Annotated in this window: 26 protein-coding genes and 1 pseudogene; 14 read left to right on the forward strand and 13 right to left on the reverse strand. The window is 70.3% G+C overall.

Going from position 1 to position 26,658, the window contains the following annotated elements; all coding sequences use genetic code 11:
- Window positions 1–26: 26 nt before the first annotated feature.
- Window positions 27–1,571, forward strand: coding sequence for a histidine ammonia-lyase (gene hutH, locus ACWD10_RS01700; protein ID WP_451085899.1), 1,545 nt, complete (start codon window positions 27–29; stop codon window positions 1,569–1,571).
- Between the two features lie 22 nt (window positions 1,572–1,593).
- Here the strand turns inward: hutH and ACWD10_RS01705 are convergent, their stop codons facing one another.
- The gene (locus ACWD10_RS01705) at window positions 1,594–1,872 is read right to left on the reverse strand and encodes an LAETG motif-containing sortase-dependent surface protein (protein ID WP_451085803.1); all 279 of its coding nucleotides are present in this window, start codon (window positions 1,870–1,872) and stop codon (window positions 1,594–1,596) included.
- Window positions 1,873–2,001: 129 nt separating this feature from the next.
- On the opposite strand from ACWD10_RS01705, the gene ACWD10_RS01710 reads away from it, so the two are divergent.
- Entirely contained in the window at window positions 2,002–2,403 is a 402-nt protein-coding gene (locus ACWD10_RS01710) for a hypothetical protein (RefSeq protein WP_451085805.1), read from the forward strand.
- Between the two features lie 367 nt (window positions 2,404–2,770).
- Window positions 2,771–4,036 carry a L,D-transpeptidase gene (locus ACWD10_RS01715; RefSeq protein WP_451085807.1) on the forward strand — a complete coding sequence of 422 codons (1,266 nt, stop codon included), beginning with the start codon at window positions 2,771–2,773 and terminating at the stop codon, window positions 4,034–4,036.
- Window positions 4,037–4,072: 36 nt separating this feature from the next.
- Here the strand turns inward: ACWD10_RS01715 and ACWD10_RS01720 are convergent, their stop codons facing one another.
- Window positions 4,073–5,023: a helix-turn-helix domain-containing protein gene (locus ACWD10_RS01720; RefSeq protein ID WP_451085809.1), complete on the reverse strand. Its 951-nt coding sequence runs from the start codon at window positions 5,021–5,023 to the stop codon at window positions 4,073–4,075.
- A gap of 142 nt (window positions 5,024–5,165) precedes the next feature.
- Here ACWD10_RS01720 and ACWD10_RS01725 point away from each other — a divergent pair, with 142 nt between their 5' ends.
- From ACWD10_RS01725 to ACWD10_RS01735, 3 genes and pseudogenes are all read left to right on the forward strand, one after another.
- Window positions 5,166–6,254 carry an NAD(P)-dependent alcohol dehydrogenase gene (locus ACWD10_RS01725; protein ID WP_451085811.1) on the forward strand — a complete coding sequence of 363 codons (1,089 nt, stop codon included), beginning with the start codon at window positions 5,166–5,168 and terminating at the stop codon, window positions 6,252–6,254.
- Window positions 6,255–6,363: 109 nt separating this feature from the next.
- Window positions 6,364–6,756, forward strand: a complete 393-nt coding sequence (locus ACWD10_RS01730) for a VOC family protein (RefSeq protein WP_451085813.1) — start codon at window positions 6,364–6,366, stop codon at window positions 6,754–6,756.
- 79 nt (window positions 6,757–6,835) lie between these two features.
- A pseudogene (locus tag ACWD10_RS01735) lies at window positions 6,836–7,059 on the forward strand (hypothetical protein).
- Window positions 7,060–7,119: 60 nt separating this feature from the next.
- On the opposite strand, the gene ACWD10_RS01740 reads toward ACWD10_RS01735, so the two are convergent.
- From ACWD10_RS01740 to ACWD10_RS01755, 4 genes are all read right to left on the reverse strand, one after another.
- Entirely contained in the window at window positions 7,120–7,713 is a 594-nt protein-coding gene (locus ACWD10_RS01740) for a DUF4291 domain-containing protein (RefSeq protein WP_451085815.1), read from the reverse strand.
- Window positions 7,714–7,774: 61 nt separating this feature from the next.
- Window positions 7,775–8,371 (reverse strand): DUF3885 domain-containing protein, encoded by a 597-nt coding sequence (locus tag ACWD10_RS01745; RefSeq protein ID WP_451085817.1) that lies wholly within the window; start codon window positions 8,369–8,371, stop codon window positions 7,775–7,777.
- Window positions 8,368–9,030, reverse strand: a complete 663-nt coding sequence (gene msrA, locus ACWD10_RS01750; RefSeq protein WP_451085819.1) for a peptide-methionine (S)-S-oxide reductase MsrA — start codon at window positions 9,028–9,030, stop codon at window positions 8,368–8,370. The genes ACWD10_RS01745 and msrA overlap by 4 nt, the downstream gene beginning before the upstream one ends.
- 76 nt (window positions 9,031–9,106) lie before the next feature.
- Entirely contained in the window at window positions 9,107–10,225 is a 1,119-nt protein-coding gene (locus tag ACWD10_RS01755; RefSeq protein WP_451085821.1) for a hypothetical protein, read from the reverse strand.
- Window positions 10,226–10,341: 116 nt separating this feature from the next.
- Between ACWD10_RS01755 and ACWD10_RS01760 the strand changes: the two genes are divergently transcribed.
- Window positions 10,342–11,538 carry a cystathionine gamma-synthase gene (locus tag ACWD10_RS01760; protein WP_451085823.1) on the forward strand — a complete coding sequence of 399 codons (1,197 nt, stop codon included), beginning with the start codon at window positions 10,342–10,344 and terminating at the stop codon, window positions 11,536–11,538.
- Window positions 11,539–11,671: 133 nt separating this feature from the next.
- On the opposite strand, the gene ACWD10_RS01765 is transcribed toward ACWD10_RS01760, so the two are convergent.
- From ACWD10_RS01765 to ACWD10_RS01775, 3 genes are all read right to left on the reverse strand, one after another.
- Window positions 11,672–11,923 (reverse strand): hypothetical protein, encoded by a 252-nt coding sequence (locus ACWD10_RS01765; RefSeq protein WP_451085825.1) that lies wholly within the window; start codon window positions 11,921–11,923, stop codon window positions 11,672–11,674.
- A 40-nt stretch (window positions 11,924–11,963) separates the two neighbouring features.
- The gene (locus tag ACWD10_RS01770; protein ID WP_451085827.1) at window positions 11,964–12,482 is read right to left on the reverse strand and encodes a sigma factor-like helix-turn-helix DNA-binding protein; all 519 of its coding nucleotides are present in this window, start codon (window positions 12,480–12,482) and stop codon (window positions 11,964–11,966) included.
- Between the two features lie 165 nt (window positions 12,483–12,647).
- Window positions 12,648–13,181, reverse strand: a complete 534-nt coding sequence (locus ACWD10_RS01775) for a MarR family winged helix-turn-helix transcriptional regulator (RefSeq protein ID WP_451085829.1) — start codon at window positions 13,179–13,181, stop codon at window positions 12,648–12,650.
- Between the two features lie 221 nt (window positions 13,182–13,402).
- Between ACWD10_RS01775 and ilvA the strand changes: the two genes are divergently transcribed.
- The 3 genes from ilvA (at window position 13,403) to ACWD10_RS01790 (ending at window position 16,697) form a co-directional block, all read left to right on the forward strand.
- Entirely contained in the window at window positions 13,403–14,632 is a 1,230-nt protein-coding gene (gene ilvA / locus ACWD10_RS01780) for a threonine ammonia-lyase (protein WP_451085831.1), read from the forward strand.
- 206 nt (window positions 14,633–14,838) lie between these two features.
- On the forward strand, window positions 14,839–15,831 hold the full coding sequence (locus ACWD10_RS01785; protein WP_451085833.1) for an ATP-binding cassette domain-containing protein: 993 nt from the start codon (window positions 14,839–14,841) through the stop codon (window positions 15,829–15,831).
- On the forward strand, window positions 15,828–16,697 hold the full coding sequence (locus tag ACWD10_RS01790; RefSeq protein ID WP_451085835.1) for an ABC transporter permease: 870 nt from the start codon (window positions 15,828–15,830) through the stop codon (window positions 16,695–16,697). The genes ACWD10_RS01785 and ACWD10_RS01790 overlap by 4 nt, the downstream gene beginning before the upstream one ends.
- A gap of 71 nt (window positions 16,698–16,768) precedes the next feature.
- Here ACWD10_RS01790 and greA read toward each other — a convergent pair whose 3' ends face one another.
- Together greA and ACWD10_RS01800 are read right to left on the reverse strand one after the other, a co-directional pair.
- Window positions 16,769–17,266, reverse strand: a complete 498-nt coding sequence (gene greA, locus ACWD10_RS01795; RefSeq protein WP_451085837.1) for a transcription elongation factor GreA — start codon at window positions 17,264–17,266, stop codon at window positions 16,769–16,771.
- 151 nt (window positions 17,267–17,417) lie between these two features.
- On the reverse strand, window positions 17,418–17,846 hold the full coding sequence (locus ACWD10_RS01800) for a DUF4307 domain-containing protein (RefSeq protein WP_451085839.1): 429 nt from the start codon (window positions 17,844–17,846) through the stop codon (window positions 17,418–17,420).
- A gap of 177 nt (window positions 17,847–18,023) precedes the next feature.
- Here ACWD10_RS01800 and mca point away from each other — a divergent pair, with 177 nt between their 5' ends.
- Window positions 18,024–18,905 carry a mycothiol conjugate amidase Mca gene (gene mca, locus ACWD10_RS01805; RefSeq protein WP_451085841.1) on the forward strand — a complete coding sequence of 294 codons (882 nt, stop codon included), beginning with the start codon at window positions 18,024–18,026 and terminating at the stop codon, window positions 18,903–18,905.
- Window positions 18,898–19,185 (forward strand): hypothetical protein, encoded by a 288-nt coding sequence (locus ACWD10_RS01810; protein ID WP_451085843.1) that lies wholly within the window; start codon window positions 18,898–18,900, stop codon window positions 19,183–19,185. Before mca ends, ACWD10_RS01810 begins: the two co-directional genes overlap by 8 nt.
- On the opposite strand, the gene ACWD10_RS01815 is transcribed toward ACWD10_RS01810, so the two are convergent.
- A complete protein-coding gene (locus ACWD10_RS01815) occupies window positions 19,182–22,421 on the reverse strand; it encodes a tetratricopeptide repeat protein (RefSeq protein ID WP_451085845.1) in 3,240 nt (1,079 codons plus the stop codon). The two genes, ACWD10_RS01810 and ACWD10_RS01815, sit on opposite strands and share 4 nt — an antisense overlap.
- Window positions 22,422–22,580: 159 nt before the next feature.
- Between ACWD10_RS01815 and ACWD10_RS01820 the strand changes: the two genes are divergently transcribed.
- Together ACWD10_RS01820 and ACWD10_RS01825 are read left to right on the forward strand one after the other, a co-directional pair.
- Entirely contained in the window at window positions 22,581–23,858 is a 1,278-nt protein-coding gene (locus tag ACWD10_RS01820) for a glycosyltransferase family 4 protein (protein WP_451085847.1), read from the forward strand.
- A 268-nt stretch (window positions 23,859–24,126) separates the two neighbouring features.
- Window positions 24,127–24,621 (forward strand): hypothetical protein, encoded by a 495-nt coding sequence (locus ACWD10_RS01825; protein WP_451085849.1) that lies wholly within the window; start codon window positions 24,127–24,129, stop codon window positions 24,619–24,621.
- 310 nt (window positions 24,622–24,931) lie between these two features.
- Here ACWD10_RS01825 and ACWD10_RS01830 read toward each other — a convergent pair whose 3' ends face one another.
- Window positions 24,932–26,494 (reverse strand): APC family permease, encoded by a 1,563-nt coding sequence (locus tag ACWD10_RS01830; RefSeq protein ID WP_451085851.1) that lies wholly within the window; start codon window positions 26,492–26,494, stop codon window positions 24,932–24,934.
- Window positions 26,495–26,658: the final 164 nt, after the last annotated feature.

The following is a 26,658-nucleotide window of genomic DNA, read 5'->3' on the forward strand; positions in this document are numbered from 1 at the left end:
TGCACACTGTGGGCAGCGAGGGCTGCGTGGACACCGTGGTCCTCGGTTCGAGTGGGGCGACCGCGGCGGATGTCATTGCCGTGGCGCGGGGGAACGCGCGGGTCGAGCTCTCCGACGAGGCGCGGTCCGCGCTGGCCGCCGCACGGGAGATCGTCGACGCGCTGGCCGCCAAACCCGACCCCGTCTACGGCGTCTCGACCGGGTTCGGCGCCCTCGCCACCCGGCACATCAGCCCCGACCTCCGCGCGCAGCTTCAGCGCAACATCGTCCGCTCGCACGCCGCAGGGATGGGCCCGCGCGTGGAGCGGGAGGTCGTGCGCGCGCTGATGTTCCTGCGGCTGAAGACCGTCTGCTCCGGGCACACCGGCGTACGTCCCGAGGTCGCGCAGACCATGGCGGATCTGCTCAACGCCGGGATCACGCCGGTCGTCCACGAGTACGGTTCGCTCGGCTGCTCCGGCGACCTCGCGCCGCTCTCGCACTGTGCCCTGACACTCATGGGGGAGGGCGAGGCCGAGGACCGGAACGGGACCGTACGACCGGCCGGTGAACTCCTCGCCGCGCACGGCATCAAGCCCGTCGAATTGCGCGAGAAGGAGGGCCTCGCGCTGCTCAACGGCACCGACGGCATGCTCGGCATGCTGATCATGGCCCTTGCCGATCTGGACCGGCTGTACCAGAGCGCCGACGTCACCGCCGCGCTCTCCCTCGAAGCCCTGCTCGGCACCGACAAGGTGCTCGCGGCCGAGCTGCACGCCATCCGCCCGCACCCGGGTCAGGCCGCCGCGGCCGCCAACATGCTGAAGGTGCTGGCCGGTTCGGGCCTCACCGGCCACCACCAGGACGAGGCGCCGCGGGTCCAGGACGCCTACTCGGTGCGGTGCGCGCCGCAGGTCGCGGGCGCGGGCCGGGACACCATCGCGCACGCCCGTACCGTCGCGGAGCGGGAGTTGGCCGCCGCCGTCGACAATCCCGTGGTCCTGCCCGACGGCCGGGTCGAGTCCAATGGCAACTTCCACGGCGCCCCGGTCGCGTACGTCCTGGACTTCCTCGCCGTCGCCGCGGCCGACCTCGGCTCGATCGCCGAGCGCCGCACCGACCGGCTGCTCGACAAGAACCGCTCGCACGGCCTGCCGCCGTTCCTCGCGGACGACGCGGGCGTCGACTCGGGCCTGATGATCGCCCAGTACACCCAGGCCGCGCTGGTGAGTGAGCTCAAGCGGCTCGCCGTACCGGCCTCGGCTGACTCCATCCCGTCCTCCGCGATGCAGGAGGACCACGTCTCCATGGGCTGGTCGGCGGCGCGCAAGCTGCGTACGGCCGTGGACAACCTGGCGCGGATCGTGGCCGTCGAGCTGTACGCGGCGGCCCGTGCGATCTCGCTCCGCGAGGGCGAGGGGCTGGTGGCCGCGCCCGCCTCCCGCGCCGTGATCGACGCCGCGCGCGCCGCGGGCGTCGGGGGGCCCGGACCCGACCGCTTCCTCTCGCCGGATCTTGCGGCGGCAGAGGAGTTCGTACGGAGTGGAGCGCTGGTCGAGGCCGTGGAGGCGGTCACCGGGCCGCTGGAGTAAGCAGCGCGAGGCGGGGGGCTGCCTACGCGGTGGCCCCCCGCCGCATCGAGTACGCCACGCACCCCGCCCCGGCCGCCAGGAAGAGGGAGCCGCCGACCAGGTACGGGGTCGTACTCACCGCGCCCGTCTCCGCGAGCCGCACGTCCTGTGCCCCCTTACCGGACCTCGCCTGATGCTCGGCCGCCCGCTTCGCCGCTTCGGAACGGTCGTCCGTCGCGTTCGCGGAGGGGACGAACCACAGGGCGCCGAGGACGGAGGCGGCGGCTGTGGCGGTGAGCAGCGGACGACGTGCGGGCGACACGGGATCGATCCCCCTTGTGGTGCTGGCGACTTGGCCGTGTGAGCAGGTGGGAGCAGGTGTGACTCGATGCTAGTGAAAGCCGCGGGTCGCGGGAAAGGCGGGGGCGGGCTGCGCCTTACGCTCCGTCATATGAGCACTCCTGAGACATCCCGTTACGTACGAATGCGCGTGGAACTGGTCCTGGACGTCACGGACTCCGCCGCCCTGACCGGCGCCGCGCTCGACCTGATCGCCGCCGACGACGCCCTGCCCGACGAGGAGCGCGGCCACGCCGCCGACGCCGTGCGGGACGACGCGGCGGAAGCCCTGGCGTATCTCGTCGACCCGGTCGACCTCGTCGCCGATGTGCCCGGCGTGGAGCTCACCCAGGCCTCGTGGAGCAGCGAGCCCGCCGACGGCGGCCTGGCCGACGAGGACGACGCCTGGGACGAGGACGAGGACCAGGACGAAGACCAAGGCGCGGACCCGGCGGACCCGGACGACGTATGGGAGGAGGACGGCTCCTATCAGCCGCTCAGCAGCGGGGCGTAACCTCAGTACCCGCGGACCCCGGAACCCCGGACGGCTCGGCCGCCCGGGGTTCTCGCGCTCCGGATACCGTACGAAGCCCGGCTACGGCGGCACCGCACGAGGACGGACAGCGACGGACGGTGCGCGGACGGCGGGGCGGCGTGGCCTTCCCCACATCTGGCCCGGATATGGAACCGGGTGAACCGCTATGGGGGTTCTTTAAGGGGGCGGGGTGTAGGGGATGCGGGGGCATCGGGCTCGGTGACGGGATTCGACGGATCCGACGATTCGACGATTCGACGGGAACCGGGATTCGGGAACCAGGGATCGGGAAGCGGGAACCGGGAATCGCCGGGCATCGGCGGGAAGCGACGGGGATTCGGCGACTATGGAGAAGCGTGTGATAACGGTCAGTAAGCAGCGCCGGGGCTTGGCGGCCCTGTCCGCGCTGCTCGGCGGCGTCCTGGTGCTCTCGGCCTGCACCGGCGGCGAGGGCGGCGACGAGGGGGGCGGCACCGGCAAGAAGCAGCAGAACCAGGCGGACGAGGCGGCCGCCAAGGAGACGTCGAAGGCCCGAATAAAGATCACGCCGAAGAACGGTGAGCAGCGGGCCAGCATCAACAACGCCGCGCGGGTCACCGTCACCCACGGCACCCTGACCGAGGTCTCCATGAAGACCGCGGAGGGCACCGAGGTGCCCGGCACGCTCGCGGCCGACAAGATGAGCTGGAAGCCCGACGCCCAGCTGGAGCGCGCGACCTCGTACAAGGTGCAGGCGGAGGCCAAGGACTCCGAGGGCCGCAAGGCGCACGAGAACGCCAAGTTCACCACCGTCTCGCCCTCGAACAGCTTCATCGGTACGTACACGCCCGACGAGGGCAAGACCGTCGGTGTCGGCATGCCCGTGTCGATCAACTTCGACAAGGGGATCACCAACAAGACGGCCGTCCAGAAGGGCATCACCGTCTCCTCCAGCAGCGGCCAGGAGGTCGTCGGCCACTGGTTCGGCAACAACCGCCTGGACTTCCGCCCCGAGGAGTACTGGAAGGCCGGTTCGACCGTCACGCTGAAGCTGAACCTCGACGGCGTGGAGGGCGCCGAGGGCGTCTACGGCGTGCAGCAGAAGACCGTCAGCTTCCAGATCGGCCGCAACCAGGTCTCCACGGTCGACGTGAAGACCAAGACCATGAAGGTCACGCGGGACGGCAAGACGGTCAAGACCATCCCGATCTCCGCGGGCTCCCCGGAGAACCCGACGTACAACGGCCAGATGGTGATCTCCGAGATGTTCAAGGAGACCCGGATGAACGGTGCGACGGTCGGCTTCACGGACGACGACGGCAAGGGCGAGTACGACATCAAGGACGTGCCGCACGCCATGCGCCTGTCCAGCTCCGGCACCTTCATTCACGGCAACTACTGGGGCGCCAAGTCGATCTTCGGCTCGGCCAACACCAGCCACGGCTGCGTGGGCCTCGAGGACGCCAAGGGTGCGGACGACAAGGGCAAGCCGGGTGCCTGGTTCTACGAGAACTCGATGGTCGGTGACGTCGTGGTCGTGCAGAACTCCCCGGACAAGCAGATCCAGCCGGACAACGGCCTCAACGGCTGGAACATGAGCTGGACGGAGTGGAAGGCCGGTTCCGCGGTCTGATCCACGGGCCTCGGCCCGGCCCCGGCTGCTTACGCGCTAACGGGCGCCGTCGTCCGCCTCCGTACGGGATTCCGTACGGGATTCCGTACGGGAGCGGGTGGCGGCGCCCTCGCGCGTCGGCGCCGACCACGAGGCGAGCAGCCGCAGCGACTCCTCCGACGGTGAGCCGGGCTCCGCGTGGAAGGCCACCAGGGACTGGTCGTGCGTGTCGGGCAGCGTCAGCGTCTCGTACGCCAGCGTCAGCTCGCCCACCTCCGGGTGCCGGATCCGCTTGGTGCCGTGGCCCTTCTGCGCCACGGTGTGCGCGGCCCAGAGACGGCGGAAGTCCTCGCTCTTGACGGAGAGCTCACCGACGAGCGCGGACAGCTGCGGGTCGTCCGGGCAGAAGCCCGCCTCAAGGCGCAGCAGGCTCACGACCTCCCTGGCCTTGTCCTCCCATTCGACATGGAAGTCCCGGGCGGCCGGGTCGAGGAAGGTGTACCGGGCCAGATTGCGGTCGGCCGGGGCCACGGCCGCGAGATCGCCGAAGAGCGCGCGGGCCAGCCGGTTCTGGGCGAGCACATCGAGCCGCCGCCCCACGATGTACGCCGGAACACCGTCCATCGCGTCGATCAGCTGCTGCAGCTGCACCCGCACCCGCTGGGGCTGGGGCCCGCAGCCGTCGCCGAACCGCTTCCGCTTCTTGGCCTGCTTCGGGTGCGCGAGGTGCGTCAGATGCGCGTGCTCGGTGTCGGTCAGGCGCAGCGCCCGGGCGATGGCGTCGAGCACCTCCGCGGACACATTGCGGCCCTGGCCCTGTTCGAGCCGGGTGTAGTACGCCACCGAGACCCCGGCCAGCTGGGCCAGCTCCTCGCGCCGCAGCCCCGGCACCCGGCGGTGCCGCCCGTAGTCGGGCAGTCCTACGTCCGCGGGCTTGAGGCGCGCCCTGCGGGACCGCAGGAACTCGCTGAGCTGGGCTTCCGCCGACTGACCGTCCATGGGCTCCATGGCCCCAGTATCGCGCCACGGTTTCGCCGGTACGCCGGTGATCCTGACCTTGCCAGTGGTAGGAACGCCATGGGTAGGAACGCCGGTCGTAGGCACAACGGAGGTCTGGGTGGCGGCGCCGAGCTGCGGCACGCTTTCAGCCATGACAACCGCAGCAACTGACTCTCGTACCACCGCTAACCCGGGTAACTCCCGCACCGTCGCCGCCTACGCCGCGCCCGCCCCCAAGGCCCCGCTGGAGCGCACCACCGTGCCGCGCCGCCCGGTCGGCGAGTTCGACATCCTGATCGACATCAAGTACGCGGGCATCTGCCACTCGGACATCCACCAGGCCCGCGACGGCTGGGGCGAGGGCATCTTCCCGATGGTGCCGGGGCACGAGATCGCCGGTGTGGTCAGCGAGGTCGGCCCGGGCGTCACCAAGTACCAGGCAGGCGACCGGGTGGGCGTCGGCTGCTTCGTCGACTCCTGCCGCGAGTGCGCGTACTGCAAGCAGGGCCAGGAGCAGCACTGCGTCAAGGGCATGACCGGCACGTACAACGCGCTCGACAAGAACGGCGAGCCCACCTACGGCGGCTACTCCACCCACCTCGTCGTCGACGAGAACTACGCCGTACGCATCCCCGAGGGCCTCGCCCTCGACGTCGCGGCCCCGCTGCTGTGCGCCGGGATCACGCTCTACTCGCCGCTGCGGCACTGGAACGCGGGCCCCGGCAAGAAGGTCGCGATCCTCGGCCTCGGCGGCCTCGGCCACATGGGCGTGAAGATCGCCCACGCCCTCGGCGCCGAGGTGACCGTGCTCTCGCAGTCGCTGCGCAAGAAGGACGACGGCCTGCGCCTGGGCGCCGACCACTACTACGCGACCAGCGACCCGGAGACCTTCGAGAAGCTGGCGGGCACCTTCGACCTGATCGTCTCCACGGTGTCGGCGCCGCTCGACATGGACGCCTACATGAGCCTGCTCAAGGTCAACGGCGCCTTCGTGAACGTGGGCGCACCCGAGGAGCCCAACTCCCTCAACATGTTCTCGCTCATCGGCGGCAACAAGGTCCTGGCCGGTTCGATGATCGGCGGCATCGCGGAGACCCAGGAGATGCTCGACTTCTGCGCGGGGCACGGCTTCGGCGCGGAGATCGAGCTGATCTCCGGCGACCAGATCAACGAGGCATACGAGCGCGTCCTCGCGAGTGACGTCCGCTACCGCTTCGTGATCGACACGGCGACGATCTGAGCGAGCGTGACCGCCGGGGGACCCCGGGCCGGGCATGGGGGGCCTGGGCCCGGGGCCCTAAGCCGGATTACCGATGGTGCGTTCCGTGACCCCGCCATAACGTGAAGTCATGCCCATCGACCTGAACCACACCATCGTCAACGCCCACGACAAGAAGGCTTCCGCCGAGTTCCTCGCGGACCTCCTCGGTCTCGAAGTCGGCCCGCCGTACGGCCCGTTCATCCCGGTCGAGACCGACAACGGCGTCACGCTCGACTACCTCGAGACGGGCGGGCAGCCGATCACCCCACAGCACTACGCCTTCCTCGTCTCGGAGGACGAATTCACCGAGATCTTCGCCCGCATCCAGGCCGCGGGCGTCGACTACTACGCCGACCCGGCCTTCCAGCACAAGGGCGAGATCAACACGAACGACGGCGGTCGCGGCACCTACTTCCGCGACCCCAACGGCCACGCCATGGAAATCCTCACGCGGCCTTACGGCAGCGGGGCCGGGGCCTGAGGAAAACACCACGACGGCCCTTCGGCGGCGCTACGACCGTGACGGCCAGGCCCCGGGACCCCGGACATAAACTCCCTCGATGACCTCTCTCACGTGCGCCCAGTGCGGCACCGTCGGCCTCGAGCCGGGCTTCATCGAGGATCTGGGCCAAGGCGCCCGGGGCTTCTCCCGCTGGATAGCCGGAGCCCTGGAACGCGGCCCGCTCGGCGGCGCCCGCCGCCTGGGCCGCCCCGCCGCCAGATCGACGCCCACCGCTGCCCCAAGTGCGGCCACCTGGAACTCTTCGCCACCGACCCGGCCTGAGACAGCCGCTTCGGGGCCGCTCACCGGGCCCGCAGTCGGCTTGCCGCGTGAAGTAGGCCGTCATCCGCGCAGGTGGGCAAGGAGTTCGTCTCCCACGGGATAGGGGCGTTCCTGCGGCAGCAGTCGGGTCGCGGAGTCCAGGTCACCACTGCCGACGAGGGCGTGCACCTCGTGGGCGAGTGGAGTCACGTCGCGGATGGCGACCGTCCATTCGTCCGCGTAGCGTCGTGCCGCCTCACCGGAGAGGCCGAGTTGCAGGGATCGGTAGGGCAGGGGCTGTAGGTGCAGGTCCCGCTCGGGGTCCCACTGCACGCGAGCGGGCGCACGCTTCAACTGACGCTGCCAGCTTGCTCGGTCGGGGTGTATCCCGCGCACATAGCTCGACAGACACGCGTGCTGCAGCGCCCACTCGAAGCCGTCACGGTTGATCTCGACAGCCAGGACGATTTCCTGCCCCGCCTTGGCGGCCCAGCCGCACCGGTACATCATCCACAGGAACGACGGCTTGATCCACGTCATCCTGTCGCGCTTCCACGCGGTGGGAAAACGGCCCTCGTGGACGGCGGGCAGGCCGATTTCCGGGGAGTACGCCTGGTAGACGGTGACCGTGGAGTCCGTATAAGCCGCACGGATCCCGCGTTGCGGTTGTTCCATGGCGTACAGCGTGGGGGGCGGCCGGTTCAGGCAGCCACTGATTTTCGTACCCGCTTTTCTGTCAGAGGCAGGCCGGGTGGCTGGAGAGCCAGTCGGTGTACTGGCCGTGCAGTCGGTCCCGCTCCTCAGGCGTGGCGAGGATGACGTCTGCGCCGCCGTCATATGGATGGTGGATGCGTCGAAGTTCCGTATCGGTGCAGAACACTTCGACGAGCGCCTCGTCCGCGACGGCGCGCAGCAGTTCATCGCCGCAGCCGCGTTCCCACGGGCGCCGGTCGGCGTACAGACGTGTGTGGGTGTGGAACTCCGGGTCGGGATCGTCCTGCTCGGACTCGGTCCACCAGCGGGTGCCGTCCGGGTGCAGTGTTTCTCGTGGCGTCGGGTAGCACGCGGGCCCGGTCGGTGTGTCCGACCAGTCCATGGTCACCACGAACACGTCCGTGCCCGCGAACAGTTCGTCGAGGACCGTGTTGTACCTGTCCAGCACGATCGCGTACTCGTCCTCGGACTCGGGGTAGCGCTTCGAGTCGGGGAGGCTGTGGAAGCGCACCCAGCGGTCCGCGTACGTACTGCGGAACGTGTGGGCGAGGGGAGGACCCGACGGGCGCCGTGCCTGCCACAGCCTCGCCAGCAGTACCGGGGTGACCCCACCGCTCACCCGTCAGCCTGCGCGACACCGATCGGACAGGTAACGCCCGTCCCCCCGATCCCGCAGTACCCCGCGGGGTTCTTGTCCAAGTACTGCTGGTGGTACGCCTCCGCCGGGTAGAACGGGCGGCCTTCTGCCGGGAGGAGTTCTGTGGTGATCGTGCCGTAGCCGGAGGACGTCAGGACCTTTTGGTAGGCGTCTCGGGAGGCCTCGGCCGCCGCGGCCTGGGTGGGGGTGTGGGTGTAGATGGCTGAGCGGTACTGGGTGCCTACGTCGTTGCCCTGGCGGAAGCCCTGGGTGGGGTTGTGGGACTCCCAGAAGAGCTTCAGGAGGGTCGCGTACGAGACCGTTGACGGGTCGAAGACGACGCGGACCGCCTCCGTGTGGCCGGTCAGGCCCGAGCAGACCTCTTCGTATGTCGGGTGGGGCGTGAAGCCGCCCTGGTAGCCGACCAGGGTCGTCCAGACCCCTGGCGTCTGCCAGAACTTGCGTTCCGCGCCCCAGAAGCAGCCGAGTCCGAAATCGGCGATCTCGAGGCCCTCGGGGTAGGGGCCGAGGAGCGGGTTGCCGAGGACCGTGTGGCGCTCCGGGACCGTGAAGGCCGGCTCGGGGCGGCCGGACAGGGCCTCCTCGGGCGCCGGCAGGACGGGCGTACGGCCGTAGAGCATCGGGCCTCCTCGGGCGGGGTGGGGCGGGAGTGTGGAGAGCTTCAGTTCGTCAACGTTCCTCGGCGTCCGGAGATTCCTAGTGCGGCAGCGTTGCCGGGCTGCCGCCGTTGGCCTCGTAGCCGCCGACCGCCAGGTTGCGGAATATCGTGTACTCCGCCGCCGGGTCCGGGGACAGCGTCCACGGCAGGGCGCCCACGTGGCCGTCGACCGCCACCAGGTGGTGCATGGCCTCGCCCCAGCGCTCCGAGCTGACCAGGAAGAAGACCAGCAGGTGCCGGACGTGGGCCTGCATCGGGTCGTCCGAGCGGGCCGAGTGCACCGCGAACTGCGCGCCCTCCACGGCCTTGAGCACCACCTCGCTCTGCCAGAACCCGCTCACCAGGTTCACCTCCGGCAGGTGGTCGTAGACCGCGAAGAGCGGGAGCGCGGCGAGCAGGGAACCCTGCGGGGCGCGCGCGGCCGCGGCCTCGGCGAACTCGTACGCCTGCTCGCGCGAGCCGTGCCACTTGTCGCTCGCGTAGTGCAGCGCCGCCAGGTGCGCCCCCATGTGCTGCGGCGCGCGGTCCAGGATCTTCAGCCATACCTGGTCGAACTCCTCGCGGGAGTACGCCAGTCCGCGGGCCACGGCCAGTTCGATGATGTACGGGATCGGGTCCCCGGGTGCCAGGAGAGCCGCTTCCGCGCAGGCGGCCTTGGCCTCCTCCAGGATGATGCGGTACTCGTCCGTGCCCGGCGTCGCCGTGCGGAACGCCTGCTGCACCAGGAACTCCGCGTGCACCGCCGCGCCGCCCGGGTCCTTCGGCGCCTCGGCCCGCCACGCCCGCAGCCACTGCCCTCCGGGGGTGCCGAAATCCTCGCCGGGGCGCTGCGCGAGCTCGAGCGATGCCGCGCCGGCGAAGGCCTGCACGCGCTGCCAGCGCACCTCGCTCTCCTTCTCGGTGCCGGCGAGCAGCTGCGCCGCGTACTTCCAGTCCTGGGTGCTCTGCACCACGTCCAGGACGTCCATGAGGTCCTGGTCGGGGCCCGGCATCCGGATGTCGAGCTCTTCCTGGGGCAGGAAGCCGTAATTCGCCGGGTCCGCGGCGTCGGGTGCGCCGGGAACCGTGAGGCGGATGCCGCCGCGCCTGCGCCGCAGGATCGGACCGAGCACCGCCCCCAACATGACCAGTGCCATCAGGGCCCAGAGAATCTCCATGCCTCCAAGCGAACCAGACGCCTGTGACAAAGCGCGAACCAAGTTCCGGATCAAGTTCCGGATCAAGTTCCGGATCAGCGACGGATCCCATGTCCCCGCGCGGTTACGCTCGCCCCATGAGCGAGTGGAACAGCAGCAGTCACAGTGAGAGCGAGAGCGGCGATGAGCAGCGCGAACAGCGCGGCTTCGAGACCGTCGCCATCCACGCGGGCAACACCGCCGACCCGCTGACCGGCGCCGTCGTCCCGCCCATCTACCAGGTGTCGACGTACAAGCAGGACGGCGTGGGCGGGCTGCGCGGCGGCTACGAGTACAGCCGCAGCGCCAATCCGACCCGGACCGCCCTGGAGGAGAATCTGGCCGCGCTCGAGGGCGGGCGGCGCGGGCTCGCGTTCGCCTCCGGGCTCGCCGCCGAGGACTGCCTGCTGCGGACGCTGCTCGTCCCCGGGGATCACGTAGTGATCCCGAACGACGCGTACGGCGGCACGTTCCGGCTCTTCGACAAGGTCGTCTCGCGCTGGGGCGTCTCCTTCTCGGTCGCCGACACCAGCGACCCGGACGCGGTGCGGGCCGCGCTGACCGACCGTACGAAGGCGATCTGGGTGGAGACCCCCTCCAACCCGCTGCTCGGCATCAGCGACATCGCGGCGCTCGCCGCCGTGGCCCGCTCGGCCGGGGTGAAGCTGGTCGTCGACAACACCTTCGCCAGCCCCTACCTGCAGCAGCCGCTCGCGCTCGGCGCCGACGTGGTGGTGCACTCCACCACCAAGTACATGGGCGGCCACTCGGACGTCGTCGGCGGCGCCCTCGTCGTCAACGACCCGGACCTCGGCGCGGAGTTGGCGTACCACCAGAACGCGATGGGCGCCGTGGCAGGGCCCTTCGACGCCTGGCTGGTCCTGCGCGGCATCAAGACCCTGGCGGTACGGATGGACCGGCACAGCGAGAACGCGACCCGGATCGCGGAGATGCTCGGTGCCCACGCGCGCGTGCGGCAGGTGCTCTACCCGGGCCTGGCCGACCACCCCGGGCACGAGGTCGCCGCCAAGCAGATGCGGGCGTACGGCGGCATGGTGTCGTTCCGCGTCGAGGGCGGCGAGGAGGCGGCCGTCGAGGTCTGCAACCGGGCCCGGGTCTTCACGCTCGGCGAGTCCCTGGGCGGCGTCGAGTCGCTGATCGAGCACCCGGGCCGGATGACGCACGCCTCCGCGGCGGGCTCGGCCCTGGAGGTCCCCGCCGATCTCGTCCGTCTCTCTGTAGGCATCGAATCGGCGGACGACCTAATCGCGGACCTGCGGCAGGCGCTCGGCTGACGGTTCCTTTAGCTGACGGTTCCTCTAGGGGTACGGATGGGGGTACGGGGCCGGGTACGGGAGTTGATCCCTTCCGTGCTCCGTACCTCCGTATCTCCGTGGCGTCCGTATCTCCGTGGCATCCGTACCCCACTCACCAACCGTCCAGCGGCGGCGTCGTCTCCGCCGGTGGCGGCGCCCACGGTTGGGCCACCGACGCCCATACCGCGAAGGCCACCACGCCCCCGAACAGCACCGCCCACAGCAGCCGCCGCAGCGCGGTACGGCGCCGTGCGATCCGTGCCCCGCGCCGTACCGCCTCCGCGCACAGCTCCGCGGGCACGGCGGGCAGCGGACCGTCGAGCAGCTCCCGGACCCGGGCCTGAGCGCGCTCGGACGGGGTCATGACGGGATCCTCGGCGGGTTCAACGGGACCCTCGGCGGGTTCATGGGGAGACCGCCTCCACCGCCGGGGCGGCGTCCCCACCGCGCGGCGCGCTGAGCGCCGCGGCCGTCGCGCGGGCGCAGATCGCCCGGACCCGTTCCACGGGCAGGCCGAGCTGCGCCGCGGTCTGTTCCTCGGCCACGCCTTCATGCACCCGGAGCACCAGAATCAGTCGCTCCTGCGGAGAGAGCCGGGAAATGACGCCATCGCCGCCCCGGCCCCTGCCCCTTCCCCTCCGGCCCCTTCCCCGGCCCCTGTGTGAGCGCCAGGCCGCGCGGGCGAAGCGGGCCGCGAGCTCCTGGCGGGTGCGGTCGTACGGGTCCTCGCCGCGCAGCTGGTCCCAGGAAGCGTACGTCCGGGCGAGCGCGGCGGTCAGGAGTCGGCGGGCGCGGGGATTGTCCCCGGGCGGCTCGCCGGTGAGCAGCGTCGCGGCATGCAGCAGCCGCCCCGCCGCGCCCGCCACGAAGGACTCGAACTCCCGGGCCCGGCGCACCTGCTGAACCGTCGACCGCTCGCGCACTGTGCCTCCCGTAGGACGGGGACCCAGCTCACATATCAGGCCAGGACGGGCCTACGGTCAAGGGCATGGGGGAACATCGGTTCCCAGGGATCTTGCGGGATCTCCGGCGCCCTGGACCCCTACGGGAGCCCTGGCTCGCGGGCCCTGGCTCCCGGACCCGGGCTGCTACGAGTTCGCGGGCGGAATGTCCTCCGCGGGCCCGGTGATCCCCGCCTGGCGGGCCGAGAGGGCGGCATTGAAGCGCGTGAGGAGTGTGCAGAAGGCCTCGCGCTCCTCCGGTTCCCAGTTCTCCGTCAGCTGGGCCATCAACTCGCGCCGCGAGGCGCGCACTTCGTCCAGGCGGGCCTTTCCGCGCGGCGACAGCTGGAGCACCACGGCGCGGCCGTCGTCCGGGTGCGAGGTGCGCTTGACCAGGCCGGACTCGACGAGCGGCGCGACCTGCCGGGTGACCGTGGACGAGTCGATGCCCATGCTCGCGGCCAGCGCCTTGACGCCCATCGGGCCTTCCTTGTCGAGGCGGTTGAGCAACAGATACGCGGCGCGGTCCATGGAGTTGCGCGCCTGGCCGACGCCGCCGAGGCGGGTCTGCTCCGCGCGGCGGGCGAAGACCGCGACCTCGTGCTGGAGCTGCTCGAGCAGACTCGGGGCACTCTGGTCGGCGGGCGCGCTGTCGGTCGTCATGTCCGAATGTGTGGGCATGGCCGGGGGCTCACTTCATGCGTGGTCGGTGGGTTGGGGGACAGAGTACGCGGCCCCGGGCCGAGGCGTACCCGGCGCTGCGCAATCAAGGGCCAGTCCAGACCCGGCCAGGGCTCCGCCCAGGCCCGCTCCGGGTTCCGTCCAGACCCGGCCCGGGCTCCGTCCAGGCCCGCTCCAGGGCTGACCGAGCCCCGCCGGGCCCGTACTGCGAGACTTGCGGCATGACCTACAGCACGGCTGGATCCTTGCCGACGGTGACGCTCGACGACGTGCGCGGCGCGCAGAAGATGCTCTCCGGGGTGGCGCGGGTGACCGCCATGGAGGGCAGCCGGCACCTGTCCCAGCTGGTGGGCGCGCCGGTCCACTTCAAGTGCGAGAACCTGCAGCGCACCGGGTCCTTCAAGCTGCGCGGCGCGTACGTCAGGATCGCCGGTCTGAGCGCCGAGCAGCGGGCGGCCGGGGTGGTCGCGGCCAGCGCCGGGAACCACGCGCAGGGCGTCGCCCTCGCCTCCTCGCTGCTCGGGGTGCGTGCCACGGTCTTCATGCCCAAGGGAGCCCCGCTGCCGAAGGTCGCGGCCACCCGGGACTACGGCGCCGAGGTGCGGCTGCACGGGCAGGTGGTGGACGAGACCCTGGCCGCGGCGCAGGAGTACGCGCGCGAGACGGGCGCCGTGTTCATCCACCCCTTCGACCACCGGGACATCATCGCGGGCCAGGGCACGGTGGGCCTCGAGCTGCTCGAACAGTGCCCCGAGGTGCGGACGGTCGTGGTCGGCGTCGGTGGCGGCGGGCTCGTGGCCGGGATCGCGGTGGTGGTCAAGGCGCTGCGCCCGGACGTCAAGGTGGTCGGCGTGCAGGCGGCGGGCGCGGCCGCGTACCCGCCCTCGCTGGCGGCGGGGCACCCGGTGGCGATCGACAATCCGACGACGATGGCCGACGGAATCAAGGTGGGCCGCCCCGGCGACGTCCCCTTCAAAATCATTGGCGATCTGGTCGACGAGGTCCGTACGGTTTCCGAGGACGCGCTCTCCAGCGCCCTGTTGCTCTGCCTGGAGCGGGCCAAGCTCGTGGTGGAGCCCGCCGGTGCCAGCCCGGTGGCGGCGCTGCTCAGCGACCCGGGGTCGTTCGAGGGGCCGGTGGTCGCGGTGCTGTCCGGGGGGAACGTGGACCCGCTCCTGATGCAGCGGATCCTCCGCCACGGGATGGCGGCGGCGGGCAGGTATCTGTCCCTGCGGCTGCGTCTCACCGACCGTCCGGGCGCCCTGGCTTCGCTCCTCGGCGAATTGTCAGTGGTGGATGCCAACGTGTTGGACGTGAGCCACGTCCGGACCGACCCACGGCTCGGGCTCACGGAGGCGGAGGTCGAGCTGCATCTGGAGACGAAGGGGCCGGAGCACTGCGCGGAGGTCGCTTCGGCGCTGCGCAGGGCCGGGTACACCGTGATGGCCTGATCGCTCGCGATATGGCGCGACTGACCTTTCGTGCCATCGCTTTGCCCGGCGCTACGTGCGTACGCAGCATCTCACGCAGTACCCCTTGGAAAGACGCGATGTATCGCGTTACAGTGAGGTACTGCGAATGGCCCTGCCGGGCGGGACAAGTCCGGCATACCTAAGATTTGCGTAGGAACTTACCCAAGACCACTGGGGGAACCCATATGCCAGGCGCCATCTATGCCGAAGGGTTGGTCAAGCACTTCGGCGACGTCAAGGCTCTGGACGGCGTGGATCTCGATGTCCCTGAAGGCACCGTCCTCGGCCTGCTCGGTCCGAACGGAGCGGGCAAGACCACCGCGGTGCGCTGTCTCACCACCCTGCTCACGCCGGACAGCGGCCGGGCGGTGGTGGCCGGTATCGATGTCCTGAAGCACCCCAACGAGGTGCGGCGCAGCATCGGCCTCTCCGGCCAATTCGCCGCCGTGGACGAGTATCTGACGGGCCGTGAGAACCTGCAGATGGTCGGCCAGCTCTACCAGATGAGCGCCAGGGACGCGAAGAAGCGGGCCGCCGAGCTGCTCGACCGGTTCAACCTCGCCGAGGCGGCCGACCGCCCCTCCAAGACGTACTCGGGAGGCATGCGCCGCCGCCTCGACCTGGCCGCGGCCCTGGTCGTCAAGCCGCCCGTGATGTTCATGGACGAGCCGACCACTGGCCTCGACCCGCGCAACCGGCAAGCGCTGTGGGACGTCATCCAGGACCTCGTCGGCGGCGGTACGACGCTGCTCCTGACCACCCAATACCTCGAAGAGGCAGACCACTTGGCGCATGACATCTGCGTCGTCGACCATGGCCGGGTGATCGCCCGCGGCACCTCGGACCAGCTCAAGGCCCGCACCGGCGGCGAGCGCGTCGAGGTCGTCGTGCACGATCGCGACCGTATCGCGACTGCCCGCGAGGTACTCGGCGGCTTCGGCAAGGGCGAGGTCGGCGTCGAGGAGCACACCCGCAAGCTCACCGTCGGCGTCACCGGCGGCGCCAAGCTGCTCGCCGAGGTGATCCGCGAACTCGACGCCCGCGGCGTGGAGATCGACGACATCGGGCTGCGCCGACCGACCCTCGACGACGTGTTCATCTCGCTGACCGGGCATGCGGCCGAGCAGAGCGAGGCGGACGCCGAAGCAGCCGGTGCGATCAAGGAGGACGTGAAGTGAGTGCCGTGACCGAGACCGTGCAGCCCGGGCCCGCGGCACCCGCGGCTGGGGGAGGCGTCGGCCAGTCCGTCCGGGACTCCCTGGTCGTTGCCCGACGCAATCTGATCCGGATGATGCGGATCCCGGAGATGGTGATCTTCGGGCTCATCCAGCCCATCATGTTCGTGGTGCTCTTCACGTACGTGTTCGGCGGCTCCATCAGCATCGGCGGCTCCACCAGCCCGCAGCTCTACAAAGAGTTCCTGATGGCGGGCATCTTCGCGCAGACCGTTACCTTCGCCACCGCGGGTGCGGGCGCGGGCATCGCCGACGACATGCACAAGGGTCTGATCGACCGCTTCCGGTCACTACCCATGGCCCGTGGCGCGGTTCTCACCGGCCGTACCCTGGCTGACCTGGTACAGACCGCGCTGACCCTCGTGGTGCTCGCGGGCGTGGCCCTGATCGTCGGCTGGCGGGCGCACGAGAACATCGGCAAGGTGGTCCTCGGATTCCTGCTGCTGCTCCTGCTCGGCTACGCGTTCTCGTGGATCGGCGCGCTTATCGGCCTCTCGGTGCGCACGCCCGAGGCGGCGACCTCCGGCGGCCTGATCTGGCTGTTCCCGCTGACGTTCATCTCGAACGCTTTCGTACCGGTCAAGGGCATGCCGACGTTCCTGCAGTACGTCGCCGAGTGGAACCCCTTCAGCGCCACGGTGGCGGGCGCCCGGGAGCTCTTCGGGAACACTATGTCGAACGTGCCGAAGTCGATCACTGGTGCCTGGCCGATGGAGCACCCGATCCTCGCCTCGATCATCTGGTCCGTCGTGATCATCGTGGTCTTCCGGACTCTCGCGGTCCGCAAGTACCGCTCCGCGACCGCCTGACCCGTACGAAACCGAAGCCCCCGGCTCCGCACCTGCGGAACCGGGGGCCTCAGTCGTCGATGGGCGCGCCGTCAGCTCTGGTACGGCTTGGCCTCGAGGATCTGGACCATCGCCGACTTGCCGTTCGGCAGCTCGTACGTGGCCTCCTCGCCGATCTTCTTGCCGCTCACGCCGGAGCCGAGCGGGGACTGCGGCGAGTACGTCTCGATGTCCGCCGACGCGTACTCACGGGAGGCGAGCAGGAAGGTCAGGGTGTCGTCCTTGTCGCCGTCGAAGGCGATCGTCACGACCATTCCCGGTGCGACCACGCCCTCCTCGGTCGGCGCCTCGCCGACCTTGGCGTGCTCGAGCATCTGCTGGAGCTGGCGCACGCGAAGCTCCTGCTTGCCCTGCTCCTCCTTGGCTGCGTGATACCCGCCGTTCTCCCGCAGGTCGCCCTCCTCGCGGGCCTCCGCGATCTTCTTGGCGATCTCGGTGCGCGCGGGACCAGACAGATACTCCAGCTCGGCCTTGAGCTGGTCGTACGCCTCCTGGGTCAGCCAGGTGACGTTGTCGCTGGTCTGGGTCACAGGTGCTCCTCGTCGGTACTGGGAATACAAAGCACGCCCTACCCAGAAGGTTGTTCCCTCAGGGACGGGCGAAACCACGAGCCTAACAATTCAGACGTAAAAGGGGGAGGACGTTGTTCCCGGGCGGGTGAGCGCCGCGGACCGGCGTACGTCAGTGGCGGTCGCAGCCGACCAGCTCGACGGCGGTCGCGCGCTGCGTCGTCCGCAGCGAGACATCGGCCTTGATCACGGCCTCGCGCTGGTCGAAGGTGAAGTCCTTGCGGCCCACCTCGGCACCGCTCTCGGCGAGCGCCCGCACCGTGCACACGCCCGTCACGGCCGCGTCCTTACGGATCTCCAGATGGGCCTCGGCCTTCTCGGCCGACACCACGTCCGAGGTGATCAACTCGCCGCTGAACGCGGCCTTCGCGCCGATGTAGTCGTAGCCGATCCAGCCGACCACGGCGAGAAAGAGCACACCGAGCACCGCGCCGACGGCCTTCAGACGGCGGTCGCCGCGCTCGTCCGAGGAGCGGCCGTACCGTCCCTCGGGCACGCCCCCGGCGGAAGCGCCGGTGCCGGCGTCGCGCACCGCACTCATGATCGTCCTCTCGGTGTGGGAACCCGGGAATTATCCCGCCCCCGATTCGGTCACTATAGAAGCCGCCCGCCCGTCTCCCGACCACCACCCTGAACGACGTCCCTACGGGACGGCACCACTTAGCAAAATCACCGAGGGCTGCCCACGGGGGCGCCGCGATTACTTGAGGATCGAGTCTTGACTGAGCAGCTGCGACTGATGGCCGTGCATGCCCACCCCGACGACGAGTCGAGCAAGGGCGCGGCGACCATGGCGAAGTACGTGTCCGAGGGGGTGGACGTGCACGTCGTGACCTGCACGGGCGGGGAGCGCGGCTCCATCCTCAACCCCAGGCTCAAGGGCGATCAGTACATCGAGGAGAACATCCACGAGGTACGCCGCAAGGAGATGGACGAGGCCCGCGAGATCCTGGGCGTCAAGCAGGACTGGCTCGGCTTCGTCGACTCCGGCCTGCCCGAGGGGGACCCGCTGCCGCCGCTGCCCGAGGGCTGCTTCGCGCTCGAGGACGTGGACAAGGCGGCCGGAGCGCTGGTCAAGCAGATCCGCTCGTTCCGCCCGCAGGTCATCACGACGTACGACGAGAACGGCGGGTACCCGCACCCCGACCACATCATGACCCACAAGATCACGATGGTGGCCTTCGATGGCGCGGCGGACGCGGAGAAGTACCCCGAGAGCGAGTTCGGGCCCGTCTACCAGCCGCTGAAGCTCTACTACAACCAGGGCTTCAACCGTCCCCGCACCGAGGCGCTGCACCAGGCGCTGCTCGACCGCGGCATGGAGTCGCCGTACGGGGAGTGGCTCAAGCGCTGGACCGAGTTCGAGCGGGTCGAGCGGACGCTGACCACGCAAGTGCCGTGCGCCGACTTCTTCGAGGTCCGCGACAAGGCGCTGATCGCCCACCGCACGCAGATCGACCCCGACGGCGGGTGGTTCCGGGTGCCGATGGAGCTCCAGAAGGAGGTCTGGCCGACCGAGGAGTACGAGTTGGCGAAGTCGCTCGTCGATACGTCCCTCCCCGAGGACGACCTCTTCGCGGGCATCCGCGACAATGCCTGACATGACCGCAAGCGCAGCCAATCTGGCCATGACGCATCTCGTACCGCTGGCGAAGGAGCTGGACAAGGACAAGGTGACGCCCGGCGTCCTCGGGTTCATCGTCTTTGCGGCCCTCGCGGTGGGGGTGTGGTTCCTGATGAAGTCCATGAACCGGCACATGGCCCGGGTGGACTTCAAGGAGGCCCCCGAGGGCGGGGAGCCCGAGCCTGCTGAGGACGGCACGGACTCCGACGCGGCGGACGCGAAGCCGAAGGACGCGGACGCGAAGCCGAAGGGCTAGCCCGACTGCGGCACGCCCATGACCTCCCGCGCGTGGCGCCTCGGGACCATTCCCAGGCGCCACGCCTGCCAGCCCGCGTCCAGGTCGATGCCGCGGTCCAGGATCAGGGCGTACGCCTCCAGAATGTCGCCGAGGCGGCTGTCGCGGGCCGGGTGGCCGCTTGCCGCGAGATGGGCCAGTTCCTCCTGGGCGACGGCCGTGCCGACCTCCGAGCCGCCCGGTGAGGCGTACGGCAGGAGCGTGCAGCGCAGGAAGCGGGCCCAGTCCTCGCCGCGCCGGTCGCCGTACGAGGAGAACAGGTCCGTCGCCTCGTCACAGAGCGTGAGCGCCGCACCGCAGCGGGCGTTCCCCGCGTCCACCACCGCCAGCTCCAGACACGTCCACGCCTCGCCGTGCGGCACCCCGATCCGGCGGAAGTCGGCCCGGGCGTCCACCAGGAGCTGCCGGGCGAACCCCGAGTTGCGCAGCGACCCCGTCTGGGCGGCGCGCAGATCCCGGGCGACCCGCGCCGAATGGTGCCGGGCGCAGGCCAGGCCGTACACGTCGCGCATCCGCGAGAACAGCGTGCGGGCCCGCTCCAGGTCCCGTACCGCCTGGTCGAGATTGCCGGTCTCCTCCAGGGCCTGCCCGAGGTAGTACAGGCTCCACGCCTCGCCCCGCGCGTCCTCGTTGTCGCGGTGTCGCGAGACCGCCTGGCGCAGCGCGTCCACGGCCGCCGACGGGTCACCGGCCACCAGGCGCGCCCGGGCCAGCTGGGTCAGCGCCCAGGCCGCGCCGCGCGGGTCGCCGGTGCGGCCGTACAGATCGAGCGCCGTACGCAACTCCCGCTCCCCGCGCTCCACCTCGCCGAGCCGCAGACAGACCTGGCCGAGCTGGAAGTGCGCCCACGCCTGGCCGTGCACCGACTCGCTCTCCTCGTGCAGCGCGACCGCCTCGGCGAGCAGCCGCTGCGCCTCCGCGATCCGCGCCCGGTCCCGCTCCACGGCCGCGAGCGCGTGCAGCGTCCACGCCCGGTCGGCGGCCAGTTCCGCCGCGGACTGGAGGTCCAGCGCCTCGCGCAGCTTCGCCGCGGCCTCGGCGAGCTGGCCCTGGTGGTGCAGCGTGATGCCGAGCGAGCCCAGGGCGCGGGCGGCGCCCGCCTCGTGCTGCGCCTCGAAGTACAGGTCCACCACCGAGGACAGGGTCGTACGGGCCTTGTCGAGCTCGCCGAGCTGGCGGGCCGCGATGCCGGTACGCCACTGCACCGAGCGGCCGAGCAGGCCCTGGTCCACGGCCTGTGTCAACTCGCTGATCTCGCCCAGGCGGTAGAGGTCGCCGCGCAGCAGGCAGTAGTCGCAGAGCGCGCCGAGCAGGTTCAGTACGGCCTGTTGGTCCACGCCCTCCGCGTGCTTCAGGGCCGCCGTGATGAAGCTCGACTCGTCGTCCAGCCAGCGCAGCGCCGCGTCGAGCGAAGTGAAGCCGTGCGCCCCGAACCGGTCGGCGCGGGTCGAGGTCTTCCCCTCGACCAGGCGGATCACGGAGTCGGCCAACTCGGCGTAGGAGACGATGAGGCGTTCCTGGGCGGCGGTGCGCTCGGCCGGGTCCTCCTCGTCGAGGAGGCGGGCCCGGGCGAAGCGGCGGACCAGGTCGTGCAGCCGGTAGCGGGTGCCGCGGACGTGGTCGACGAGTCCGGCCCGGGCGAGCCCCGCCAGCTGCCGCTCCGCTTCCTGCGCGTCGGTGCCGAGCAGCGCTGCCGCGGCCGCCGCGCCCAGCGAGGCGCGCCCGGCGAGCGCGAGCCGCCGAAGGAGCCGCTGGTCCGGCTCCGCGAGTTCGGTGTAGCGCAGCCACAGGACCCGCTCCACCGGGTCCGCGTCCGCCCCGGGGCTGTACGCGGCGAGGTCGGCGGCGAGCGCCCGCCCCGTCGCAGCCGCCTGCCCCGTCGCAGCAGGCTGCTCCGTAGAAAGGGCCGAGCCCGCGACCCGCAGCGCCAGTGGAAGCCCGCCGCACAACTCCCGTATCTCTTCGGCCGCTTTGGCGTCGTACGGCAGATCCGGATCCGCGGCGGCCGCCCGCAGCAGCTCCTCGGCGCCCGCCGCGTCCAAGGGCTCGACCGGCAGGTGGTGCACCCAGGCGGGCAGGTCGTCGCCGAGGTCGAGGGGGCGCTCCGCGGTGACCAGGACCAGGCTGTCGGAGCGCTCCGGGATCAGGGTGCGCACCTGCGCGGCGTCGACGGCGTCGTCCAGGACGACCGTCACCGGCAGGCCCGTCAGATGCTGGTGATACAGCTCGGTCAGCCGCCGCACCTGCTGCTCCTGCGGGGTGCGCTCACGGAAGAGGAGCTGCTCGCGGGGCGCGCCGAGCCGGTTCAGGAGGTGAAGCAGGGCGTGCCGGGTCGACACGGGCGCGGCGGACCCGGAGCTGCCCTGCAGATCCACCAGGCAGGCGCCGCGGAACTGGTCCCGCAGCGCGTGCGCCGCCCGCACCGCGAGCGTCGTACGGCCGGAGCCGGGCGCGCCGTGCAGCACCACCACCGTCGGCCGGGTCTCGGTCGCGGCCCGGGCCGCGTGCACCCACCGGGTGAGCTGCGCGAGGTCGGCCCGGCGCCCGGCGAACGGCCCTTCGGCCTCCGGGAGTTGGGCGAAGGAACGCTCCAGGACGCTGCGCCGCCGGGCCGCCGCGCTCTTGTCGGTGCCGCGCATCGGGACCGGCCGCGTCGCCCGCCCGGTCCCGGTGCTCCGCGCGGTGAGCAGCCGCTGCTGGTCCAGATACGGGCGGATGCCCCGTACCTCGAGGGCGGTCAGCCACTGGAGCCGCAGCTGCTCGGGCCCGCCCGGGCGGCCCAGGGCCCCGGCGCGGCGGTGCGCGGCCGGGACGTGCACGGCGGTCACCTTGGCGACCGTGGCGACCGCGCCCGCCGTCAGGACGGCCGCGCCGGTGCCGAGCGCGGTCGGGGCGCCGGTGCCGAACCCCAGGTCGGCCACGGTGGCGGCGAGTGCCGCGACGGCGGTCACCAGGGCGGGAGTCGGGCCGTCGGCCCGCAGCCGCTCCCCGAAGGTGCGGATGCCCGCCTCCGCCTCGTCGAGAGCACGCAGATAGGCCGTGTACTCCTCGGTCGCCGCCCGGGCCATCTCGTCCAAGGCGCCGCGCGCCCGGCCGAGCAGTACGTTCCCGTCGGTGCGGCCGCCGGAGCGCCTGACCTCCTCCTCGACGGCCCGCGCCAGGAGCCGCTCGGCCTCGCCCCGGTGACTGTCCCGCATCCGCATACACGTCCCCCTCCGCTGTGCGCCTGCCGCCCCAAGTGTGCGGCGTAGCAGGCGACTACGCGAGCGGCACAGGGGTGCAACACCTGCGGGTTGTTGTGGCCTGGGGCACCGTGTCACGCTCGCTTTATGAACCCCGCTCAGAACCATGGGGCCATGCGCATTTCGTTCCTGATCCACCACGCCGACGGCATCGGCGGCACCATTCGCTCCACGTTCAATCTGGCCAACGCCCTTGCCGAGCGGCACGAGGTCGAGATCATCGCCGTGTTCCGCTACCGGACCGAGCCCCTGCTTCTTCTCGACCCTCGGGTACGGCTGCGCTTCCTGGTGGACATGCGGAAGAACAGCGATTCGTACGAGGGAAACCTCCCCCTGGCCAAACGGCCCTCGAAGGTCTTCCCGCCCGAGGACGGCCGCTACACCCAGTACAGCGAGCTGACCGACCAACGGATCGCCGCCGAACTCGCCCGCCTGGACAGCGAGATCGTGATCGGAACCCGCCCCGGCCTCAACGTCCACATCGCCCGCGCGGCCCCGCGCCGCCTGGTCCGCATCGGCCAGGAACACCTCACCCTCGACGTCCACCCCACCCGGCTGAACCTCAAGCTGCGCCGCGTATACCCCCGGCTCGACGCGATCACCACGGTCACGGAGGCCGACGCGGCGTGCTACCGCCGCAAGTTCCGGCTGCCGGGCGTGCGCGTCGAGGCGATCCCCAACAGCATCCCGGATCCGGGGGTTCCGCCCAGCACCCTTGACGCCACATGCGTGGTCGCGGTCGGCCGCCTCGCCCCCGTGAAGCGGTACGCGGACCTGATCCGGGCCTTCGCGAAAGTACGGGCCCAGCGGCCGGACTGGGAGCTGAAGCTGTACGGCCTCGGACCCCAGCGGGACCAGCTGGCCAAGCTCGTCAAGCGACTGGAACTCGAGGACGGCGTGACCCTGATGGGCTCGGTCGCGCCCATCGAACCCGAGATGGCCAAGGGCTCCATGCTCGCCGTCTCCTCCAACACGGAGTCCTTCGGCATGACCATCGTCGAGGGGATGCGCGTCGGCCTGCCGGTGGTGAGCACCGACTGCCCGCTCGGGCCGCGCGAGATCATCGACCACGGCGTGGACGGACTGCTCGTTCCGCGACGCAAGCCGGACGCCCTGGCGGATGCGCTGCTGCGGCTGATCGACGACGAGGAGCTGCGCAGGCGGATGGGCCGGGCCGCCCTGGAGAAGGGGAGCCGCTACGACCCGGCGCGGATCGTCCCGCGGTACGAGGCACTGTTCCGGCAGCTCCTGGAGTGCAGGGCGGGCCCGACGGGGCGGCTGCGCCACGTGGGCGGGCGCGTTACGGCGTACGGCGTGAACGCTTATTACAACGCCAAGGACGTGGCGAAGGCGGTCGTGCGCAGGGCGAGAAAGAGCCGGTCCGGCGATTGAGGACGGCCGAGGAGACGGTGCACGACCGCGTACGCCCGCTCTCGGTAGAGGCACGCAAAGTAGCGCATGCAACTCTTCACTAATGTTCAATCCATATGACTGAATTAGGCGAATGTTGGGTGGGCATATCGGTGCAAGCGGGCCCACCGGATGGGCCCGGCCGCCCCCTCCATGAGGCGACTCAATCCCTCAGCGCGAAAAGCGAGGCATGGCCATGTGGCCCAACATGCTTGATGACATTGCCAGTTCGGTATACGGAGGTGAGTCGGTGATGTTCGTGAACCGACTCAACGGCACCTACGTCAGGAAGCAGGGTGACGCCCAGGTCGTCAACAAACCGCTCAAGGACAACACGGACAACGCGCATCTCTTCCGCCTGCACGTCGCCGCCAATCACGCCGGCAACAACCTGTACTCCATCGAGAGCCTGGAAACGAGGGACGAGACCGAACCGGCTTTGTACATGTCGGTCAACCCCGACAACGTCGGCGATGGCATCCGCTGGGTCGACCCGACGAAAGTCGAAGGCAACGACAAGAAGGCCCTGCTGTGGTATCTCGTCCCCCAACAGGGTGGCGGCGTCGCCCTGCTGCCGGGTCTCGACCCTTCCTACGGTCTCGGCTTCATCAACAAGAATCCCGACGTCAATGTGTGCGGTCGCCCGACCGAGCTCATCTACGGCAGTGTTTCCGTGATGAACACATGGGACATCGTCGGGCAGCGGCAAAGGGAATGCCCGCCCGCCAAGATCCCGAAGATCTGAGATCACGCGCCGCCTGTGTTCTGGCCGGTCGGTCTCCGTTCAGGAAAGCGTGACGGATATTCGCTGGGAACCCCACACCTCAATGTGGGAGTGGCATATAAGACGCGTTTCCCGGCCTGATCGTCGTGGTCTCCCTCATCCTCGACGTGTATGGCCGCGCAAGTCTTTGCATGTGCGGTGAGTTCTCCGGCACCGGGGAACTCACCGTCATCCGGCACATTCCCGACGGCCAGGTCGATCCGGCCGACCCGGGGCCCTGGTCGGACTGGGATGTTTCCAAGGAGCACCGGTACGGACGCGTACAGGGCGTTCAGGGGTGGTCGGTGTTCCGGAGTGGTGGGGTGTGGTGGTGCAGGGTTTCGCCTCGGAAGAAGGCGGGGGCGCGGTGCTGCCGGAGGAACATCAGGACGACTCCGAGGGCGAGCATGCCGACGCCGAGCAGGAAGACCGTGCCGACACCGAAGACCGAGCCGCCGAAGCCGTAGTCCGGTTGCCAGGCGTCCACCGCGGTGTTGACGTACACCAGGGTCATCAGCACGCCGCCGATGCCGGGGAAGAGTCCCTTGAAGACGAAGTCCCGGACGCCGGCGGTGAGTTCCCTGCGGAAGTACCAGACGCAGGCGAAGGACGTCAGGCCGTAGTAGAAGCTGATCATCAAGCCGAGCGCGAAGATGGTGTCGATGAGGACGTTCTCGCTGATCAGGGTCATCACGGTATAGAAGACGCTGGTGCCGACGCCCGCCACCAGGGTGGCGAAGGAGGGGCTGCGGAAGCGGGGGTGCACCGCGGCGAAGCGGCGTGGGGCGGCGTCGTAGGAGCCCATGGCCAGCATGGTCCTCGCCGAGGGCAGAAAGGTGGTCTGCAGGCTGGACGCGGAGCTGGCCAGTACCGCGAGGAACAGGGTGATGGCCGCACCGCCCAGGACCGGACGGGCCAGAGCGGCGAAGACGTTGTCGCTGGTGGCGGGATTGGCGAGGCCGACCCCCTCGGTGCCGATGCCCGCGAAGCGCTGGGCGGCGACGGCGACGAGCAGATAGGTCGTCAGGATCACCAGCATGGTGAGCAGTGCCGCTCGGCCCGGTGTCCTCGTGCTGCCGCTGGTCTCCTCGTTGACCGTCAGTGAGGTGTCCCAGCCCCAGTAGATGAAGAGTGAGAGTGAGATACCGGCGGTGAAGGCGCCGAAGGACTCCACTCCGAACGGGTCCAGCCACTCCCAGGAGAAGGGGATGGCAACCTCGGAGTCGCCGCTCTCCGCCTTGACCAGGGCCATCACCGTGAACACCGCAAGCACCACCATCTGGACGCCTACCAGGACGTACTGCACCTCCTTGGTCACCGTGACCCCCCGGTAGGCGATCAGGGTGGCGAGGGCGATGAAGAACAGGCAGGTCAGTACGTTGATCGCGGTGTGGTCGGCGAGGGTCGCCAGATCGGGACGGTCGAAGAGCTCGGCCAGGAACAGATAGAGAAACGAGACGGCGACCCCGGCGAGGTTGGACAGCACGATGATGGTCGCCACCACCGCTCCCCAGCCGCACATCCAGCCGATGTGCGGGCCGAACGCCTTGACCGTCCAGGTGAAGGACGTGCCACAGTCCGGCATCGCCCGGTTCAGCTCCCGGTAGGCGTAGGCGACCAGGAACATCGGGACGAAGCCGGCCAGGAACACGGCCGGCATCCGTAGGCCGACCTCGCCCACGGTGGGGCCGAGGGTCGCGGTGAGCGCGTACACCGGCGCGACCGAGGAGACGCTGAGGACGACACTGGCCAGTAGTCCGACGGCCCCATGCCGGAGGCCCTTCTCGTGCAGGTCGGACGCACGGACGTCCGATTCGGCGGGCGGGTTCCCGTCGGTGCTGTCGTCAGGTTTCACGGGGTCTCCCGGCGGTCACGGTGGCGTGGAGGCGCGGTGTTTCCCAAGGTGGTCGGTGCGACGTCGTTTTTCGGGGCGACACACGCGTCGCGAACGGGCGCGGCGACCGTCCGGCGCGGTTGTGGACCCGCAGCTCCGGTCTGATCATGAGGAAGAGCGACAAA

The sequence above is a fragment of the Streptomyces sp. NPDC002851 genome, assembly GCF_053591935.1.

Coding starts and splice junctions, on each gene's coding strand:
- ACWD10_RS01740 (WP_451085815.1), bottom strand. CDS start 7,713: ATGGAACAACCGCAACGCGGGATCCGTGCGGCTTATACGGACTCCACG.
- ACWD10_RS01710 (WP_451085805.1), top strand. CDS start 2,002: ATGAGCACTCCTGAGACATCCCGTTACGTACGAATGCGCGTGGAACTG.
- ACWD10_RS01820 (WP_451085847.1), top strand. CDS start 22,581: ATGCGCATTTCGTTCCTGATCCACCACGCCGACGGCATCGGCGGCACC.
- msrA (WP_451085819.1), bottom strand. CDS start 9,030: ATGCTCTACGGCCGTACGCCCGTCCTGCCGGCGCCCGAGGAGGCCCTG.
- ACWD10_RS01755 (WP_451085821.1), bottom strand. CDS start 10,225: ATGGAGATTCTCTGGGCCCTGATGGCACTGGTCATGTTGGGGGCGGTG.
- ACWD10_RS01765 (WP_451085825.1), bottom strand. CDS start 11,923: ATGACCCCGTCCGAGCGCGCTCAGGCCCGGGTCCGGGAGCTGCTCGAC.
- ACWD10_RS01800 (WP_451085839.1), bottom strand. CDS start 17,846: ATGAGTGCGGTGCGCGACGCCGGCACCGGCGCTTCCGCCGGGGGCGTG.
- ACWD10_RS01760 (WP_451085823.1), top strand. CDS start 10,342: ATGAGCGAGTGGAACAGCAGCAGTCACAGTGAGAGCGAGAGCGGCGAT.
- ilvA (WP_451085831.1), top strand. CDS start 13,403: ATGACCTACAGCACGGCTGGATCCTTGCCGACGGTGACGCTCGACGAC.
- ACWD10_RS01720 (WP_451085809.1), bottom strand. CDS start 5,023: ATGGAGCCCATGGACGGTCAGTCGGCGGAAGCCCAGCTCAGCGAGTTC.
- ACWD10_RS01730 (WP_451085813.1), top strand. CDS start 6,364: ATGCCCATCGACCTGAACCACACCATCGTCAACGCCCACGACAAGAAG.
- ACWD10_RS01775 (WP_451085829.1), bottom strand. CDS start 13,181: ATGCCCACACATTCGGACATGACGACCGACAGCGCGCCCGCCGACCAG.
- ACWD10_RS01785 (WP_451085833.1), top strand. CDS start 14,839: ATGCCAGGCGCCATCTATGCCGAAGGGTTGGTCAAGCACTTCGGCGAC.
- ACWD10_RS01815 (WP_451085845.1), bottom strand. CDS start 22,421: ATGCGGGACAGTCACCGGGGCGAGGCCGAGCGGCTCCTGGCGCGGGCC.
- ACWD10_RS01715 (WP_451085807.1), top strand. CDS start 2,771: ATGGAGAAGCGTGTGATAACGGTCAGTAAGCAGCGCCGGGGCTTGGCG.
- ACWD10_RS01810 (WP_451085843.1), top strand. CDS start 18,898: ATGCCTGACATGACCGCAAGCGCAGCCAATCTGGCCATGACGCATCTC.
- ACWD10_RS01725 (WP_451085811.1), top strand. CDS start 5,166: ATGACAACCGCAGCAACTGACTCTCGTACCACCGCTAACCCGGGTAAC.